The sequence below is a fragment of the Pedobacter psychrotolerans genome, assembly GCF_004340665.1.
In the GTDB taxonomy this organism is placed as follows: Bacteria; Bacteroidota; Bacteroidia; order Sphingobacteriales; family Sphingobacteriaceae; genus Pedobacter; species Pedobacter psychrotolerans.
This window is the reverse complement of the sequence record NZ_SLWO01000011.1, coordinates 39,169-57,184: the sequence shown is the minus strand read 5'-3', so window position 1 is coordinate 57,184 and position 18,016 is coordinate 39,169. Positions and strand designations below refer to the sequence as shown.

General features: G+C 37.9%; 17 protein-coding genes. 4 read left to right on the top strand and 13 right to left on the bottom strand.

Annotated features, from left to right (window positions below):
• Positions 1-43: 43 nt before the first annotated feature.
• The 5 genes from EV200_RS20825 to EV200_RS20805 all read right to left on the bottom strand — a co-directional run bounded on the left by EV200_RS20825 (position 44) and on the right by EV200_RS20805 (position 4,161).
• Positions 44-1,129: a serine hydrolase domain-containing protein gene (locus EV200_RS20825; RefSeq protein WP_229676891.1), complete on the bottom strand. Its 1,086-nt coding sequence runs from the start codon at positions 1,127-1,129 to the stop codon at positions 44-46.
• A gap of 116 nt (positions 1,130-1,245) precedes the next feature.
• Entirely contained in the window at positions 1,246-1,638 is a 393-nt protein-coding gene (locus EV200_RS20820; protein ID WP_132536238.1) for a VOC family protein, read from the bottom strand.
• A 491-nt stretch (positions 1,639-2,129) separates the two neighbouring features.
• Positions 2,130-2,960 carry an aldo/keto reductase gene (locus EV200_RS20815; RefSeq protein WP_132536236.1) on the bottom strand — a complete coding sequence of 277 codons (831 nt, stop codon included), beginning with the start codon at positions 2,958-2,960 and terminating at the stop codon, positions 2,130-2,132.
• 131 nt (positions 2,961-3,091) lie between these two features.
• Positions 3,092-3,838, bottom strand: a complete 747-nt coding sequence (locus EV200_RS20810; RefSeq protein WP_132536234.1) for a competence protein CoiA — start codon at positions 3,836-3,838, stop codon at positions 3,092-3,094.
• A gap of 8 nt (positions 3,839-3,846) precedes the next feature.
• Positions 3,847-4,161 (bottom strand): hypothetical protein, encoded by a 315-nt coding sequence (locus tag EV200_RS20805; RefSeq protein WP_132536232.1) that lies wholly within the window; start codon positions 4,159-4,161, stop codon positions 3,847-3,849.
• A gap of 345 nt (positions 4,162-4,506) precedes the next feature.
• Here EV200_RS20805 and EV200_RS20800 point away from each other — a divergent pair, with 345 nt between their 5' ends.
• The gene (locus EV200_RS20800; protein WP_132536230.1) at positions 4,507-6,627 is read left to right on the top strand and encodes an HRDC domain-containing protein; all 2,121 of its coding nucleotides are present in this window, start codon (positions 4,507-4,509) and stop codon (positions 6,625-6,627) included.
• On the opposite strand, the gene EV200_RS20795 is transcribed toward EV200_RS20800, so the two are convergent.
• On the bottom strand, positions 6,624-7,130 hold the full coding sequence (locus tag EV200_RS20795) for a hypothetical protein (RefSeq protein WP_132536228.1): 507 nt from the start codon (positions 7,128-7,130) through the stop codon (positions 6,624-6,626). The two genes, EV200_RS20800 and EV200_RS20795, sit on opposite strands and share 4 nt — an antisense overlap.
• 192 nt (positions 7,131-7,322) lie before the next feature.
• Here EV200_RS20795 and EV200_RS20790 point away from each other — a divergent pair, with 192 nt between their 5' ends.
• Entirely contained in the window at positions 7,323-7,544 is a 222-nt protein-coding gene (locus EV200_RS20790; protein WP_132536226.1) for a hypothetical protein, read from the top strand.
• An 85-nt stretch (positions 7,545-7,629) separates the two neighbouring features.
• On the opposite strand, the gene EV200_RS20785 is transcribed toward EV200_RS20790, so the two are convergent.
• From EV200_RS20785 to EV200_RS20775, 3 genes are all read right to left on the bottom strand, one after another.
• Positions 7,630-8,310, bottom strand: coding sequence for a DUF4142 domain-containing protein (locus EV200_RS20785; protein WP_132536224.1), 681 nt, complete (start codon positions 8,308-8,310; stop codon positions 7,630-7,632).
• A 127-nt stretch (positions 8,311-8,437) separates the two neighbouring features.
• Positions 8,438-9,274, bottom strand: coding sequence for an ion transporter (locus EV200_RS20780; RefSeq protein ID WP_229676889.1), 837 nt, complete (start codon positions 9,272-9,274; stop codon positions 8,438-8,440).
• 99 nt (positions 9,275-9,373) lie between these two features.
• Positions 9,374-10,225, bottom strand: coding sequence for an SDR family oxidoreductase (locus tag EV200_RS20775; RefSeq protein WP_132536222.1), 852 nt, complete (start codon positions 10,223-10,225; stop codon positions 9,374-9,376).
• A 173-nt stretch (positions 10,226-10,398) separates the two neighbouring features.
• On the opposite strand from EV200_RS20775, the gene EV200_RS20770 reads away from it, so the two are divergent.
• Positions 10,399-11,088, top strand: a complete 690-nt coding sequence (locus EV200_RS20770; RefSeq protein WP_229676888.1) for a DUF481 domain-containing protein — start codon at positions 10,399-10,401, stop codon at positions 11,086-11,088.
• Positions 11,089-11,092: 4 nt separating this feature from the next.
• Here EV200_RS20770 and EV200_RS20765 read toward each other — a convergent pair whose 3' ends face one another.
• The gene (locus tag EV200_RS20765) at positions 11,093-11,836 is read right to left on the bottom strand and encodes a hypothetical protein (protein ID WP_132536218.1); all 744 of its coding nucleotides are present in this window, start codon (positions 11,834-11,836) and stop codon (positions 11,093-11,095) included.
• Between the two features lie 202 nt (positions 11,837-12,038).
• On the opposite strand from EV200_RS20765, the gene EV200_RS20760 reads away from it, so the two are divergent.
• Positions 12,039-12,245, top strand: a complete 207-nt coding sequence (locus EV200_RS20760) for a hypothetical protein (RefSeq protein ID WP_132536216.1) — start codon at positions 12,039-12,041, stop codon at positions 12,243-12,245.
• Between the two features lie 758 nt (positions 12,246-13,003).
• Here EV200_RS20760 and EV200_RS20755 read toward each other — a convergent pair.
• From EV200_RS20755 to EV200_RS20745, 3 genes are read right to left on the bottom strand one after another with little or no spacing between them, the layout of a single operon-like run.
• On the bottom strand, positions 13,004-14,305 hold the full coding sequence (locus tag EV200_RS20755) for a PepSY-associated TM helix domain-containing protein (RefSeq protein WP_132536214.1): 1,302 nt from the start codon (positions 14,303-14,305) through the stop codon (positions 13,004-13,006).
• A gap of 31 nt (positions 14,306-14,336) precedes the next feature.
• Positions 14,337-15,578 carry a DUF4374 domain-containing protein gene (locus EV200_RS20750; RefSeq protein WP_132536212.1) on the bottom strand — a complete coding sequence of 414 codons (1,242 nt, stop codon included), beginning with the start codon at positions 15,576-15,578 and terminating at the stop codon, positions 14,337-14,339.
• A 19-nt stretch (positions 15,579-15,597) separates the two neighbouring features.
• On the bottom strand, positions 15,598-17,985 hold the full coding sequence (locus EV200_RS20745) for a TonB-dependent receptor (protein ID WP_132536210.1): 2,388 nt from the start codon (positions 17,983-17,985) through the stop codon (positions 15,598-15,600).
• Positions 17,986-18,016: the final 31 nt, after the last annotated feature.

The window sequence follows — 18,016 nt, the reverse complement described above, 5'->3', positions numbered from 1 at the left end:
AGCAGTCGATACTGAAGCTTTCAACAAATTGTAGGCAAGCTAATTACTGGATAAAATGACGATATAAATTATTGATAGCCGCCCTGCTGAAATCTGGAAAATCTCCGGTATAGGTAGCATTGATCCCGTTGGTAATGATGACGAAACCAAACTTTTGCTTAGGATTAAAAAACATTGTACTGTACAAGCCATAAGCAGAGCCAGTATGACCAATCAGCTTTACGCCAGGAATCAAATTACCCGCTTGGCGAAGTGCCAATCCGTATTCTTCTTCCTCTGTTATTTTGGTTTGCATGAGCTTTGAATGTTTTTTAGAAATGATTTTCACTCCGTTAACAGTACCATAATTCATATGCATCATCATGTACTTAGCCAAATCAGTTGCCGAAATTTTCATTCCGCCGGTTGGCGAAAAAATTGGCGTACTGTAGCCCATTACATAATCTTTAATTTCTGCTCGCCTTGGTGCGTAGGCAGTAGGTGATGGAGTGAAACTTTTTATATCGGTATGGTATTCGTAAAGCTTCACAAATCTATTGCTATCTAAAGAATCCACACAATAGCCACCGTAAAGCCCCAGCGGTTGGAGGATATGATTTTTGACATACTGATCAAAACGCTCACCAGATTTTTTTTCGATGATCGTTCCAATAAGGTTAAAATTCAGATTACAATACTGATATCCTTTTCCTGGCGCATAATCATTGTAGCATTTGGCATAATCCGGATTTTTGTCCGGGTTGATTAAATCCAGGTTTAAATATCCCTGACTGTCATTTAAACTGGATGTATGCGAAAGGGCCATTTTGAGCGTAATTTTCTGATCAGGGAATTTCGGATTTCTGATTTTAAAACCTACTAAATCACCAAAATCATCATCCAGAGATAACTTCCCAGCTTCAATCAATTGCATGATTGAGGTTGCAGAAAAAGATTTTGAAATGGATGCAATTCGGAAAATATCCTGATCTGTTAATGGCGTTTTATTCTCCAGATCCTTTAAACCAAAAGAATGGGTATAGATGATCTTCCCCTCTTTCACCACCGCAACCGAAGCACCAATGGCATTAAATCTGTTCATTACCTGTTCAAAATCTGCTTCAGCACTTTCATATTGGGCACTAGCCATGCTAAATTGAAAAAGCAAGACCATTATCATTAACAGTTTTGAAAAAAAAGATTGAATCATATTTCGAACTAAATGAGGTATTTATCAGTGAATTATTCCGTCAGCTTTTGGCCTTATTATTTAGCATCATTTGTTTCCAGCCAATGCCCGTCCGGATCTTTAAAATAAACCTGTTTTACACCATCAACCCTTACCGTAACTGCTCCAGCCTTACCTGGCCAATCTTCAAACGGGATGTTTTTAGCAGATAATGTTTTAATAAATATATCAATTGAAGCTACGCTGAAACAAAGGTGTCCGTTTTTATCAAAAATCTGATCATTTTTCGCTCCCTGAATCAAATGTAGTGCACCGGCATTGCCTAATGAAAACCAGGTATGTTTACCATCTTTAAACGGTTCTGGAATCTCTTTTAGATTAAATACACTACCATAAAAAGCAGTTGATTTACTTAAATCAGATACATAAACAGCAATATGATTTAATACTGCAGGGGATTGCTGTGCCATGGATTTTTGAAAAAAGAGAAATGAAAACAATAAAAGCGGAGGGAAGATAATTTTTCTCATTGTTAAATATCTGATTTTATCAATCAATTCTATTGAAAAATTTCTGTTTTTTATGGAACTCAATTACAAAGTTACATTTAATGATTGCAGTGCTCAATAATTATACTGCTCCGCACTCCTGCTGGCCTTTATCTGTATATCTTAAAACGGAAAGTATTTCAAAATTATCCCACTTTCCGTAAGAATTAAAAAGTGGGATAATTATTTAAAAATCTGAGCAATGTTAATACTAACCTGAATTTGATAATTATTAATTGAATTTAACACCCCGGTCTGCGACCACCCTCCGATACATCGGAGGGAATAGCAATTGTAATTCCCTCCGATGTATCGGAAGGTGCCCAAAAGGCGTGGTGGTTAAAAATATAAATAACCTTTTCAGATTGTATTGTATGACATATTATTAATCGAACTTAGTTTACTATCGACTACTATTGATTGGATAGTGTTTCAAATTCCTCTTCAGATAAATTAATTTCAACTGCTTTCAGGTTTTCTTCCAGATGGGTTACGGATTTGGTACCGGGAATAAGCAGAATGTTTTCAGAACGTTTAAGTAACCAGGCCAAAGCAATTTGAGCCGTAGTGGCCTGATGTGCTGCTGCAATGGCTTTAATTTTATCTTCTAATTTAGCTGGTCCTGAAGCTAAGGGAAACCATGGAATGAAAGCTAAACCTTGTTCAGCTGTATAATCCAGTACGTCTTCCCATTTCCGGTCAACCAGGTTATACATATTTTGAACGGACGCAATTGGTAGTAAATTTTGTACGTGTTTAATTTGATCTATACTAACCTCAGATAAACCAACCTGTTTAATTTTACCTGCTTTAACGGCTTCAATTACCGGAGCTAATGTTTTTTCAACATCCGTACTTGGATCAATGCGGTGCAATTGCCACAAATCGATCTGGCTTATCTGAAGTCTTTCCAAACTTCCCTCAATATCAGCCTTAATTTTTTCCGGACTTCCGTTTGGAATCCATTTATTAGGTCCTGTTCTGTCAAAACCACCTTTAGTGGCAATCAACAATCCTGATGCGTATGGGTGTAGCGCCTCAGCAATGAGTAACTCATTAAATTTCGGGCCATATGCTTCTGCGGTATCAATAAAATTTACGCCATTGGCTACGGCTGCCTGTAAAACTTTCTTTGCATTTTCACGGTCTTCTACTTCACCAAAAACGCCTTGTCCGGTTAATTGCATGGCACCATAACCCACACGGTTAATTTCAATATCGCCAATTTTGAATGTTAAATTCATATTTGTCATTTCTAAAGTTTTAATTAAAAAAAGATGCTATGGCTGATTAACTTAAAAATGATTCTTAATGTTTGTTGTGACAAAAATTATGATAATGCTGCAACAATGTAATTTCTATTTTTTTTATGAAATTAATCTGTGGCATATTTTGCTAAAAAAGATTGCTTACTTATAAGCTGCAAATAGTTATAATTTCCAGAAATCTGATATCTTGTTCTCAAACGGTATAAAAAATGTCCGCCAAAATCGATAAAAACGGGGCATGAGACCTGCATCCAGGCCTGATGCGGATTTCGCCAACTGAAAGCATAAAATTTAGTACTTATTGGAATTGATTTTAAATCCTTATGGTAAAAATTAAGCACCTCAGGATTCGGGTTTTGAGCGAGTGCATCCATTTTGCGGATCATAGAAAGATGCTCTGTATGACAAAATTCAAAATGATTCAACGCCACGTGATGCGGTTCTGGAAGTGCTTTTAAGATTTTAAAACTCTTAAACTTCAAACCATTTACTACCCAAATTAATTTAGGATAAAAGGCTTCACGCGACTGTAACTCTTTTAATGAGATGGGTGAGTTTTGAAGTTCAATGGTGATTCCGGCAGCGGTATGAATATCCGCCCGGTGAAACTCCTGGAGTTGATTATCGAAAAAGTTTACTTCACGAAAACTAACGGGGAAGTGTTCCTTCCATTCGCGGTGCCAGATGGTTTCATTTTCCCACCAGGAATCACATTTTGCAGCAACAGCATGTGCCCAGTGCTTGATTTTTATAGTACCACATTTAGCAATCACCTTTTGCCCACAGCCAATACAATAGGCATTTGCACCCTTTACTGCTTCGGCTTTAATTCCGTTTAACAGGGCATATTGCATTTAAAGAATTATTCGTTTCCTTTGAAAACATTCATCACAGCTGTTTTCCATTGAATATAGCCTAATCCTCCACATACACGACCTACAAATTGTTCTACTTCTTCTGGTACATCATTTACAATGCGCCAGCGAATTTTATATTTTGGATTATAACTGATGTAAACCACCAGATCATCACTGCGCTGACCGATCGCTTCCATGGCTTGTAAATGTATATCACGTAAGTCATCCGCAGCAACTTTAAGCCGCTCATTCATAATTTTACCCAGTGAAAGATCTGGTCGAAAATCTGTTTCTAATATTGCTAAAACTGTAACAGTCATATTATTCCCTATTCTTCGAAAACAGAAAAACTGCCTTCTACGCTAAATCATCTATAATCTCCTATGTGAGAAAAACAAATTTATACTAAAATATTTAGCAAACAAATATATTTGGTGATATTTTCTTTAGTTGAATGTCATTTTGAAAAATGCTGCTGTGCCTCAATAGGATAGCTAATTTAGTTTACAGGTAAACATTCTTCTAATCTTTTATAATTAACAAATTAACATTCCATTAGCGAGCATTTTGTGCATAACATCTGCATTAAACAGCATCAGGATCAACTCAATTCTGTGCATATTTGCAGAATTAGCAAAACGCTTTCAGGAGATCAGTAAGTAAAGATGGATAACAATCACAGTTTAGAAAATTCGAATCAAGATCAACAGCTCATCCTCGATTTTATTAAATTTACGAACCAGCCCATATTTTTAACGGGTAAGGCGGGAACCGGAAAAACGACACTCCTTCGTAAAATCAAAGAAACCACCACTAAAAATTTTGCCGTGGTTGCGCCTACTGTAGTTGCCGCCATAAATGCTGGGGGTGTTACCATCCATTCATTTTTCCAAATGCCCTTTGGACCAATTATTCCAATTCAGCAGGGCGAGCCAGCAAAGGAGCTTAAATATGCGGAAGATAAAATTAAATTACTCAAGTGTCTTGAAATTCTGGTGATTGATGAAATCAGTATGGTGAGGGCCGATATGCTTGACTTTATCGATCAGACGCTTAGAACCGTAAAGGCATCCAATTTACCATTTGGCGGCACACAGGTTTTAATGATCGGTGATCTTTATCAACTCTCGCCAATTGCGCACGATGCCTGGCATATCCTGAAAGATTATTATTTAAGTCCTTACTTTTTTGATAGCTTAATTTTAAAGCGGATTTCACTGGTTACCTTCGAGCTTCAAAAAGTTTATCGCCAGTCTGATCCCTTATTTTTAGATATTTTAAACCGGATCAGAGAAAATACACTTACTCCTGCCCTTTTAAATCAGCTGAACGAACATTATGATCCCACATTGGCTGATGCATGGAAAGAAGATTATATTACTTTAACTACCCATAACAACCTGGTTGGCCAGATTAATACAGAATGCCTTGAAAAACTGGAAGGTGAAACCCATGCATTTGCAGCCAAAGTAACGGGCGATTTCCCTAAAGATGCCTATCCGGTTGATGACGTGCTCCATTTAAAGGTGGGTGCGCAGGTGATGTTTATCAAAAATGACTCTTCTGGAAAAAAACTTTATTACAATGGTAAGGCAGCTAAAGTTGTCGGCATAGGAAATGATAGTATTCGTGTGCAATTTTTGGATGATAGCCAGGCATTTGAAGTGGAACGTGAAGAATGGCAAAATGTTAAATATGCGCTAGATCAGGAGGAAAATAAAATCAATGAAACCAATACCGGTTCATTTGCACAGTATCCTTTTAAACTGGCCTGGGCAATCACCATCCATAAAAGTCAGGGCTTAACTTTTGAAAAAGCCATTGTAGATATCAGCGCTTCATTTACACACGGCCAGGCTTATGTGGCATTAAGCAGGTGTAAAAGTCTTGATGGCCTGTTGCTTAAATCTCCTGTTAAGATGGAAAACATCATGACAGATAAAAGAATTATTGCTTTTACAGCCCAGGCGGTAAGCAAAAAACCTTCCTTAAATGATTTAAGTACTTTCCAAAAGCAATATGCCTGGAACCTGATTGATGATTTATTTGATTTTAGCGCCATTCAGGGTTATTGGGAGATCTTGAAAACTTCAAAATTCAGGGCTAATGATGAAAATGCTGCCCTAGATAACCTCAGGAATGCTGTTGGTGATGTTTTAGAAAAAGACCTTATTCGAATTGCTAGAAAATTTAAGGATCAGGAATTTGCTAAAGTTGCTAAAGATTCAAACCTGGAAAACGATGAATCCTTTTTAGCGCGACTCACAAAGGCAGCTCAATATTTTATTCCGAAACTGGAAACGGTGACCAATGAAATGAGCAAATTTGCTACTCTGAATATTTATCTGGATGAACAATCTGAAAAGATTTTGGCCACACTAAGTTTCTGTGCCAATGCATTAAATGTTAAACTTGCACTCTTTAATTTTTCATGGAGTCCTTTTTCGCTTGAAGACTATACAAAAATTTATCTTGGAGCAGCCAACAAATTTGATCAACGACCAAAAAAAACAACCCAGGTAAAAACTGAATTGCCTAAAGAAGTAATCAATAAAAAACTATACCAAAGCCTAATCGATTGGAGAAAAAACCTGAGTCAGCAGCGAAACGTACCTGCTCATTCAATTTTATCTGATCTGGCGTTGTTAAACATTGCAGCCAAGCCACCAAGATCTGCCGATCAACTGGCGGCTATAAAAGGTGTAGGTATTGGAAATGCAGTAGATTTGGGGAAAGAAATTTTAAAGATCGTGAATGACTTTTTAGGCGCAAGTACGTTATTTTAAGCCGCTTGAAAAATTTTAAAATAAGCATAAGTAATTAATATACCTGCTAAAAAGAATAAAACCCTAACCAGCCACTTTTCTAAAATATTCTTTCCTTGCTGCGTAAGGCTAGCTTCTAATCCCTTCAGCAACTGATCTTGTTTGGTCACTTTTTCTTTTAAATCCAGATTCTCATTCTGTAAATCAAAAATGCTTTTACCAGTATCCTGCTCCAGTTTGTTTAATGCATATCGACGTTTAAAACCACCTTCACTAATAAACATGTCAACACCTGCCTGTTTCCCCACCATGGCGGGTAGTGGCACACCATCTACCTGACCTACAAGAATGACCAGATTCATCTGAACGAGGAAATCTAAATAATCAGACGCCAGTGTCCCATTACCTCTGAAAATTTTAAGCACACGATCAGACTTGATGTAAACTTCTTCATCAAATTCATTCAGGATGTTATCCAAAAGCTCACATTTAGCTGGAGTTAAACTTATGGAGGGATTCTTCATTTGTGGGAACGTTGGTAATATCGGCAATAAAGCAAAAATATATTTAACCTAATAGTTTTCCAACTAAATAAGTACGCATTTTTAGACTAAACCAATAAAAAAACCTAAAACGATTTTTAGATGACTTTCAGTTTTGCAAAAACTGAAACTTATGCCTGTCTAAAACTGTTATCTAAATAAAAATATAAAGTTATGAGAGACCAGGAAGATCAACCTAAAGACGAGAAAAAAATTGAGGATTCTGACCAGTTTCAGACGGACAATTCAGGTGGAAATGCCGGAGCAGGTCACTCACCCAAAAAGGAAAAGGACGATTCAGAATACACCGAAGAAGAAATTCCTTTTGCCGATGGCGCTGGAACCAAACTAGATGAACTGATAGATGACGAGGAAGAAGAAAAAACAGAAGAATAAAAAAAGAGCGATCAGTAATGGTCGCTCTTTTGGGTTTACTGGAATAGAAAATAGCCTACCAGGAATTTATATCTAGCTAACTTATTTATGATTTATTAAGTGCAGAAACTTGTTTTAAATGTGCTTTCAAATGGGGCAAGTGTTTGGAAGCAAACTTTCTGATTGCACTATCTTTAGATTTAGCGCCTTCTTCAAATAAAGCAATTGCTTTCTGGTGGTCGCTAATCATTACATCTACATAAGCCTGATCAAGAGAAACACCTTTCATTTTCTTTAAGTCTTCAACAGACTTTAATATATCGGCTTCGGTATCTCCATCGCGATAAGGTGTGACAGAACTTTTCATATTTCCAGCTGCTTCAGCCACATTTTGGTTTCTGGTGGTATCTTTCAAATTCTCAAGTTCAGAATCAATTCGACCATCAGGCCTCATTCCACCAGGAAGTTTACTCATCGGTAAACTGACACCCTTAGCCTTCGCCAACAATTTTAATTCCTCATTCACTTTGCTATGGTCATTAATCATCATCCTGGCAAAAGCTTTTATTTTTGGATCGGAAGATTGCTCAATGGCTACACCACTTAATTGCACTTCCTTCATGCCAGATAACATTGCCTGCCTCACAAATGCCTCTACGGGCATATCAATCAGTTCGCTGTAAACCACTAAAGGTTGATGATTATGGGCTGATGCCAGTTGATTAAAACTGGAAAGGGATAGTAAAACAACAGCTGTTTTTGCCAGGGCGGAGAAGATATTTTTCATATTTAGTTCTTTATCTAAAATAAGAACCTAAGAATGTAAAAAAGGTTTCATTATTATCACCCTGAAATCAGTTAAATCACTGAAAGATAGCAGCGAAGTTAATAATACGCAGCAATTAATTTTACTATCAATACAAGGAAGAGCCACAAAATTTGCAGAATAGTGCATCGCTGTCATGGCCTTCTCGGCTACAGTTGGGACAAGATTCTGGCAGTTCTTTTTTCTGTCTGGCTGCAATCGCTATATCATGGGTAATGATTCCTGTAGGAACCGCAATAATGGCATAACCAATGAGCATTACTATTGATGCAACTAATTTGCCCATCGGTGTAATGGGAGAAATATCACCATAACCAACGGTTGTGATGGTTACAATGGCCCAATAAATACTTTCAGGAATGTTGGAAAAACCATTCTCCCGCTTTTCAACCAGGTACATAATCGAACCTAGAATAATGGTAATTGTGAGCACGGTAAGCAGAAAAATACTGATTTTTCTTAAGCTGCCTTTTAATGCCTGGGTTAAAAAATTAATCTCAGATAAAAATCTTCCAAGTTTAAATATCCTAAACACCCGCAGCAACCTTAAAGCCCTGAAAACTAGCAATGACTGTGCACCGATAAAAAAGATGCTTAAATAAGATGGAAGCAAGGCAATAAGATCAATAATTCCCAGTGGACTTAGCACAAACAAAATTGGTTTTCGCACACTGATCAGTCTTAAAATATACTCTACTGTAAATAGTGCGGCAAAGATCCATTCTAAAATATTAAATAAGGCACCATATTGCTGATGAATACTGATAACACTATCCAGCATTACGACCATAATGCTGGTAAATATGGCGATGAGCAAACCGATATCAAAAGCTTTTCCGGCAGGCGTATTCGATTCATAGATCACTTCGTGCAGCTTAAAGCGCCAGTCTGTTTTGTTACTTGGCTTAATATCTTCGTATTTCAATTGGCTTTAAAAATTAATTTTCAGCAGGATTTAAAAGGAAAAATAAACTGATCAATTTTCTCCCCTGCATATAATAGTAGTGATTTTTTATTAATTAAACTAGCCGTTCACCACCTCGCCACCATTTACATGAATAACCTGACCGGTTATGAAAGAGGCATCTTCACTGGCTAGAAACACATAAGCTGGTCCAACTTCTGAGGGTTGCCCTGCCCTTTCCATGGCTGTTTCGGCACCAAAAGATTTAATTTTTTCTTCGTCGAAGGTTGAAACAATCAATGGTGTCCACACCGGGCCGGGTGCTACGGCATTTACCCGAATCCCTGTTTTAGCCAGGTTGGTAGCCAGTGAACGTGTAAATGAGGTAATGGCCCCTTTGGTGGAAGAATAATCGATCAGGTTTGGCGAAGAACGGTAAGCGGTAACGGACGTGGTATTGATGATGCAATCACCTGCCTTAAAATGCTCCAGTACCTCATGAGCAAAATAGAAGTAACCAAAAATGTTTGTCCGGAAAGTATCTTCAAGCTGCTGATCATCAATTTTTTTGGGGTCTTTTTGAGGAACCTGCATCCCTGCATTATTAACTAAAATATTAATCTGACCAAATGTTTTAACAGTTTTTTGAACCGCTTTTCTGCAGAAATCGGATTTTTTAACATCTCCTTTAATCAATAAACATTTACGGCCTTCCTCTTCGATCATTTGCTTCGTTTGATCGGCATCAATATCCTCATTTAAATATACAATAGCAATATCAGCACCTTCTCTCGCAAAATGCACGGCGACTGCACGTCCAATACCACTATCACCGCCCGTAATCAGCGCAACTTTATCATTTAGTTTTTCAGAACCGCGATAACTTGCTTTGATTACTTCGGGAGCTGGATTCATTTCGGCTTCGATTCCTGGCTGCTGATCTTGTTTGGCTGGTGTCTTTTGCTTTTTCATATCATCGGTTTTATATTATTCTGATTATAAAACAACATGAAAACCGAAGGCATAGTTTTAGCTTTAATAAGCTAGTATGGTCTTAAAAGCCAATCAATTTTTAAAAAAGCCAAACATCAAAAGCGAATTGCTGTTAACTTTACATGCGGCTAACTTTACTCTTAATTGTAGGCATGCTTTTAAATATTGAACTTAAAGCACAATACAGCGATTCCACATCATACCATATCATGCTCTCTTCTACCGGATCCGTTAACCGCACCAATGAAGATAAAGCTTACCTACTGAATAATGCCTTGAATTTAGGGATGAAAAAGCAGCATTTCGTTTTAAACTCATCATCCAGCTGGCTTTACGGCAAGCAAAATAACAGTTTGAGCAATAATGATTTCTCCAGTACTTTAAACTTTAACCTCTACAAAACCTTTCCTCATTTTTACTATTGGGGATTACTAAATTACAACACCAGTTATTCCTTAAAACTTAAAAACCAATTGCTTGCCGGTGGCGGAATTGCCTATAGTTTTTTAGACAGACCAAATGCCTATGTGAATTTAAGTGATGGCGTTTTATTTGACCAAAGTAGCCTGATTGTTGGAGAAAGCTACAATACCTATCGCAACTCCCTACGTTTGCAATATCACTTTGCAATCAAGGAAATCATCGTTATTGATGGTAGTCACTTCCTTCAAAATTCCTTTAGCCGAAAAGGAGATTATATTATCAGATCGGTGACTTCTGTTGGTTTGAAACTGAGAAAATGGATTAGCCTGACTACTGCATTGAATTACAACAAATTAAATATTACCGGCCGTGAAAACTTTAACCTCACCTATGGTTTAAGTATTGACCAGTATTTTTAAGGCACTAGATGTGCAATTCAAGTCCTTTTTTATTTAAAGGATAACGTTGTGATTGAAAATTTTCCATAGCAGCACATAACATGGGATAAAAGTCGTTTTTACTTAGCCCCTCCAAAAGCTGGGCATGACTAATGCTCTCCATGCTTTTGTTTTCAGCTAAAAATTCTGCAACAAAGATCACAGCCTCCCAAACGCCATCCATTAAGAAAAAATCAAAGGCTTTTAAAATAGTGTTCCACTGTGTATGCATGGGCCTAAGCAGAAAGTGCCGGGATACCGGAAGCAAATGTTTGCTGAAAAGCACATAGTCTTCTCCACAACCTTTAGTAACCATCATAGCGGCATCTGATGGAAAATTAGACTTTTCAATCTTAATGATCTCTTTGCCATATTGATGAATAGTGGCCGCACATACGGATGAAATATCAATCAGCGCCAAATGATCATAAATTTTAGGATGCATGGTCTTTTTAGCATCTCTGATAAATTTAAGTCCGGCTATGCCCTCTTTACCTTCAGGCTTGGAATTAAGATCAATGTACAACAAATCAAATTCCTGCTGAAAATTAAGCGCCATCACATAATGTGCGGCCTCCGCAATAAAATGCTGAAAATCGAGCACTGGAGCTTGATGCCCTTCCTGAAAAGATAAAATAGACAGTTGCAAAATAATATTGTTCGGTTTCCTTTTGCCTGCGGATTCACATACAAAGGCAAGGTGTAAATTTAGCGTTTTGGCTTCATCCATCAATGATCTGCAATTAGATTTTTGCTGATTGATTGCTTACAGACTGGCTAACAGGTAAAAAAAATATGCACATGCCTAGAGATAAAAATGTTGAAAAATCTTCTCTAAGCTAAACAACTGAAAAACAGCAGATAAAGAAAATTATTTAAATAATGTTTACAAAAGCATTATTCATTTAATATTCAAATGATAATTTTGTGTTATGGCAAATATAAACGTGAGGAAATCTATACAAACGAAGATAGAATCTTTAACCAAAGAAATTGAAAATCTTCAGTCAGAATTAGTTAAATGGGAAAAAATTGCATCAGAATATGAAGTAAATTCTGAAAGCATCGATTTAATTTTATCGATTCAACAACCAGAAAAAACAGAAGGTGGACGTGCAAAAAAGATTAAACAGGCCTAGGAGTTTGTTTTTTAAAATAGAAAGGCCGTAAGACGATTTAAATATGTTTTGCGGCTTTTTTTTGCATTTAGAGAACCCCTATCCGCTTGATGGTACCTTTCACCTGGAAAGGAAAGGGCGTTTAATATGAATTTTCGCAGTTGGTGATTGAAAAAGAGTTCGGGCTTAGCTGAAGGTAGTGGTTAGAAACGCGGGGATTCTTCGCTGCGCTCTGAATGACAGAACAATATGTAAAGACGTAAAGCCCCCATCCGCATAGCGACACCTTTACCCTGAAATGGAAAGGGCGTGTAATAAAAATTTTCGCAGTTGGTGATTGAAAAAGAGTTAGAGCCTGGCAGATGGAAGTGGTTAGAAACGCGGGGATTCTTCGCTGCGCTCTAAATGACAAAACGATATGTAAAGCCCCTATCCGCCTAGCGGCACCTTTCCCCTGGATGGGAAAGGGCGTGTAATAAGACTTTTCGCAGCTAGCGATTGAAAAAGAGTTGGAGCTTGGAAGATGGAAGTGGTTAAAAACGCAGGGATTCTTCGCTGCGCTCTGAATGACAGAATAATATGTAAAGGCGTAAAGCCTCTATCCGCCTTGCGGCACCTTTCCCCTGAAAGGAAAGGGCGTGTAATAAGAATTTTCGCAGCTGGTGATTGAAAAAGAGTTAGAGCGTGGCAGATGAAAGTGGTTAGAAACGCGGGGATTCTTCGCTGCGCTCTGAATGACAGAACGATCGTAAATATTACAATCTTTATATCAAAATAGCCTAACCTATTGCATCTTCCAATTTTCGGGATGGAATTTTAGCACGGGGTTTGCTATTTGGATTCTTAAGGGCACCATCAATTTTTACAGGTTCTTTAGACTTGTTTTTTTTCTTAAACTTTCGGCCATACCAAATAAGGAAACCGGTGATTGGTAAGCTTGCACCAATTAAAGAGGCAAGAAAAGCCATTACCTTCCCGGGAAACCCCAGGATACTTCCTACATGAATATCGTAGTTCATTTTTCTTAATTTTCCACCAAAACCCGAAGCTTCATACGGAATGGCATAAACGCCTTTCCCTTTAAGTTCCTGAAGGGTATGCTGATCAAAAGTATAGCTTAGGTTATTGTAAAATTGTCCTTTATTAGGATAAACCGTAATATTAATGGTTGCTTTTGCTTTTGAAGTATCAGGGAAATTATAATAAAAACCTTCAGATTTTGGGTGTTTTTTAATCACTGCATTCCAGGCGAGATCCATTGCTTTTTCAGGCGTATAAAACTTACCTGTCTGCAAGGAATCAGATTCTAACCGATCAAATTCACCTAATTTATCACCTCCACTGGTTACCCAATACAAGCCTTCGCTATACCATTTGATGCCGTAAACCATTCCAGTAAGGGCAATAAAAAGCAAAAAGATGAGCGAATAAAAACCCAATACATTATGCAGATCCAGATTAACACGTTTGAATGATGCACCCCATTTTATTTTGAAACTCTTATCGCGGGTGGATTTATTCCATTTTTTAGGATACCACCAAATTAAACCTGTAATCAGCAGGACTACAAAAATAAGTGTTCCATAATTTACAATCGGACGGCCAATGGCGTACGGTAGCCAAAGAAAGCGATGACCATTCAGGATAAACCTGAAAAAATCTACCTCTCCTTTTTTGTGCACGACTTTACTAATTACTTCACCTGTGTAGGGATTAATATTCAAGGTGGTTCCCCCGCCCCTGCGTCCTTCCTCTTTTGCACCTTTCAGATTCAGGTTGATGGCCCTGCCCTGCTGATAATTGGCATATGACACTTTTTTATCAGGAAAAAGATTTGCAGCAATTGCTGTAAGTTGTGATGGGGTAATCACTGGTTTATCTTGTTTCGCTATTTTAGTTTCGGGCTGAAGGATTCCGGTAATTTCCTCATTAAAAACCCAGATGCAACCTGTTAGGCATACCACCAAAACAATAAGGCCAGATACCAGCCCCAACCAAAGGTGAAGCCATTTATTAACTCTGGTAAATGTTGAATCTTTCATCTTTTTCTTTGCAGGATTGTTTTGGTTTGCTGTTGCCATGGTCTAAGTATTGGAAATGAAAAATCCTGAATTAATATTGAAGTGCATTAATGGCCGTGATGGTTCCACCGACTACATTTAAGCCTTTTTTCGCCACTGCGATACTGGCATCAAAAACATATACATAACTGCCCTCGCTGGCTGTTGTAATGCCGATGTATCCGGTTCTGCCATCTTTCGGCGCATAATTATTAATGGTAGTGGTTCTGGTAATATCAGTCGGCACACCAGTTACCCACTTAAATGTTTTGTTAATCACATCTACAATGGCAAACTTTCTGGCCACACCAGCAAGAGAATTTGGTTGGGCATACATTTGCACTACAAATTTGCCCATTCCCAAATAGCTTTGTCCTGCCATGTGGTAACCACCTGAAAGCTCTTCCACATTAAAGAAATAACTTTTATCAAATTCGGTTGTGCCTTTATTGATCCGGATAACTGCAGATGGATTTTTTGAACTTGGTGTTCCGGAATTGGTTGCAGAAGCATATGAAAAAGCATAAGCATCGCCATTTTCAATTTCCACTAAACCATTTACAAAATAGGCACCGATATAGCTGGTTCTATTGTCTTTAATCACTTTTTCCAGGGTTAAATCTGGATAGCTGTAAACTGCCACCCATGAACTATCTGGGTAGGCCGTGCCAAATACATCAGGTGCAGCACCCTTAATGCTCATGTAAGGTGCGAAAAGCTTATCGCCTACTTGTGTGGCCCAGGTGAAATGCGCTCGTTCGCCATTTCCGGCAAGCTTTACAATATTGACTTGTTTTTCACCAACAATCTGGTATTTACGGGCATCAATGCGATAGAAACTGGAAAATTCATTTCCGGATCTTGGAATTTTAGCAATAAAGATATCATCCTTTACGGGAGCGAAAAGCTGAACAGTCTCGGTTTGAAAGTTGGTGAGTTTATTTAATTTACCTGTAGCATCCAATCGGTAGGTCGTTACCGCACCTGGATTTCCCTGCCCATATAGTAAACTGAAAAATCTGTTTTTATGGGTTAAATAATAGCGGTAAGAACCATCCTGCTCAATTCCATTGCCTTGCGTAGTCACCATTCCGGAGTCGAGGCTATTGGTGGTTAATAAGTAATCGGCAATTCCGGTGGTACCAATTGGTGTTGCAGAAATAATATATTTAGTAGCACCGGTAAGTTCTGTATCAACATCATCAATTTCAGATGAATCGAGTTCCTTATCGCAACCAGCAAATAAAGCGACCAAAGAAAGGCTTAAAAATGGAAGTAAATATCTTGTTTTCATATTTGTAATTCTTAAAATTTTATGATCTGTTTTTGCTAAAAAAGTATCTTACCTTGGCATAGAAAGCCCTGCCTGGTTTTTGTAAAGAGAAATTATCGTAGATGCGGTTGTTCACCAGATTTTTACATTCCAGGCCGATATTGTATTTTCCGCCACCTAAGGTATAAACAGCATTCACATCCTGCATCCACTGTCTTGGGATGTCATATTTGGTATCTGAAGTGCCCTGACTTGGCCACGATAAATAATAAGCATGAACATAAAGGACATTATAACCCAGTGTTAAGGTGTTTCCTTTTTTACCTACATTATTGAAGAAAAGTGAAGCATCTGCATTACCAAATAGATAAGGCATATTGGGGATACGATCTTTATACAAAGGACTTTCCATCGTTTGCCCCTGCTCAAAACGAGTATTATTTCTCAAATTCTGATAAGTCATGTTTACGCCTGCGGTAAATAATTGCTTATAAGAATACCGTACTTCCGATTCGAAACCTAGATTGGTTACATCCGCAAGGTTGCCCATCACTTGTTTAGTTTGGTTATTATTTAGTTGCGGGCGGATGAAATCTTTCGCATCGCGGTACATCACATTACCATCAAAGCTAAAACGGTGAATTTGGTTGACTTGTGCCTGATAGCTAAATCCTAAATTATAATTATTGCTTTGTTCTGGTTTAAGACTGATGTTGCCTTCGAGATTTAGAAGATCGCCAAATAGCTCATCGGTTTCCGGTAATCTGTAACTTTTCTCGTAAGAAGCCTTTAACTGAAAATTAGGAACGATAAAATAGGTTGTCGCAATACCATAACCAGTTTTACTGTAGCTGTTTTCCTGCTGCAAATAAGCAACGTCTCCCCAGTTGCCGCTGGGATTATAACTTTGAGCATATTTGTTTGATTGATAAAACTGTTTGGCAAAAACAGAGGTATTCCATTTTTCTGAAGCGCTGAATTTATAGCCCAATCCTAAAACATTTTTGCTGTTTTTACGGGGTTGCTCATAATTTTGGTTTTGCGGAAAGAGTTCATCAGAACCTTTTCTGTTAAACGAATTGTAAACATTGTTTAACGAAAGCGAATGTCGCTCATTAATGGTATACGTTAAGTTGGCAGTAGCCAAGCCGTTATTGTTCCGGAATTTATACATGGAGCGTTCCCGCTCGCTTCCGGCACCCGGATATTCTTTATATTCCTGAAACCAGTTATAACGACGATATACCGTATCAATATTCTGTTCGGTACCGAAATTAAAGTTACCATTTATGCGAAGATCCAATCCTTTGGTAAATAAATCCTTTTTCTGGTATTTTACAGTTGGCATTAAAATGCTTCCTCTTCTATGCCAATCGCCAAAAACACTAACCATTCTGGCACCCGTTTGTACTTCTGCATAGTTTTTTCCAGCGGTTAAACCAAACATCAGCTGATCTGCAAATGATTTATTAATCAAGCCCGCACTTACAATTATAGTTTCGTTATGGTAGGTATCATTGAAGCGTTTCACTACCTGATTTCTAAAATAACGTCCATCAAAAGAAGCCACATCAGTAGTTACTTTATAATCGTTATCGGAATAATTCTGAAAAGCATTTAACTGCACCTTAAATCCTGATGGTGAAGTATACCCCACGTTAATAGCTGTTTTATGCGTATTGAATGAGCCATATGAATAAGATATATCCGCATAACTCTTTGTGGTATTATCGGTAACGATATTGATGGCACCACCTAATGCATCAGATCCCAGCCATACAGGAACCACTCCTTTATACACCTCGACACGCTGAGCCAGGTTAATTGGAATATTATTAATTTGAAAGGAGGAGCCAAAATTATCCATGGGCACACCATCAATAAAAAACTTTACCTGCCTGCCAGTGAATCCATTTAATGAAAAATCCATTCGCGATCCCAATCCGCCAGCCTCTCTCACCCGAACGCCAGATACACGATCTAGCGCATGAGAAATATCCAATGTACTGTTATGCAATTTCTTAGCATCGATGGAAGTAACATTGAAGGCTTGCCTGTTTACTTGTTGATTGGCTGTTCTACCGATTACATTTACCGTTTCCATATCTTCAGAAGAAGCATTCAGGCTAAAATTCAATTTACTTTCCTGATTTTCTGATACGGTTATTTCTTTTTTAATGGTCACGAAACCAATGGCGGTAACCTGAATATGGTAATTTCCAGCTTTAATATTGGTGATTCTAAAGTTTCCATTCTCATCGGAGAAGGTACCAGAGGTTGTCTTCTGAATTTTAATGGTCGCCCCAGGAATGGGTTCGCCCGTAGCACTTTTGATTTGCCCGGAGACACCGGATAGCCGGTTTTGGGCGGAGGTAAAAATTACGCAGGCACATAATATGCCCAATAGCAAAATTTTCTTAATTTGCATGACTTTTAATGGAGATTAAAGGTGAGCCGAT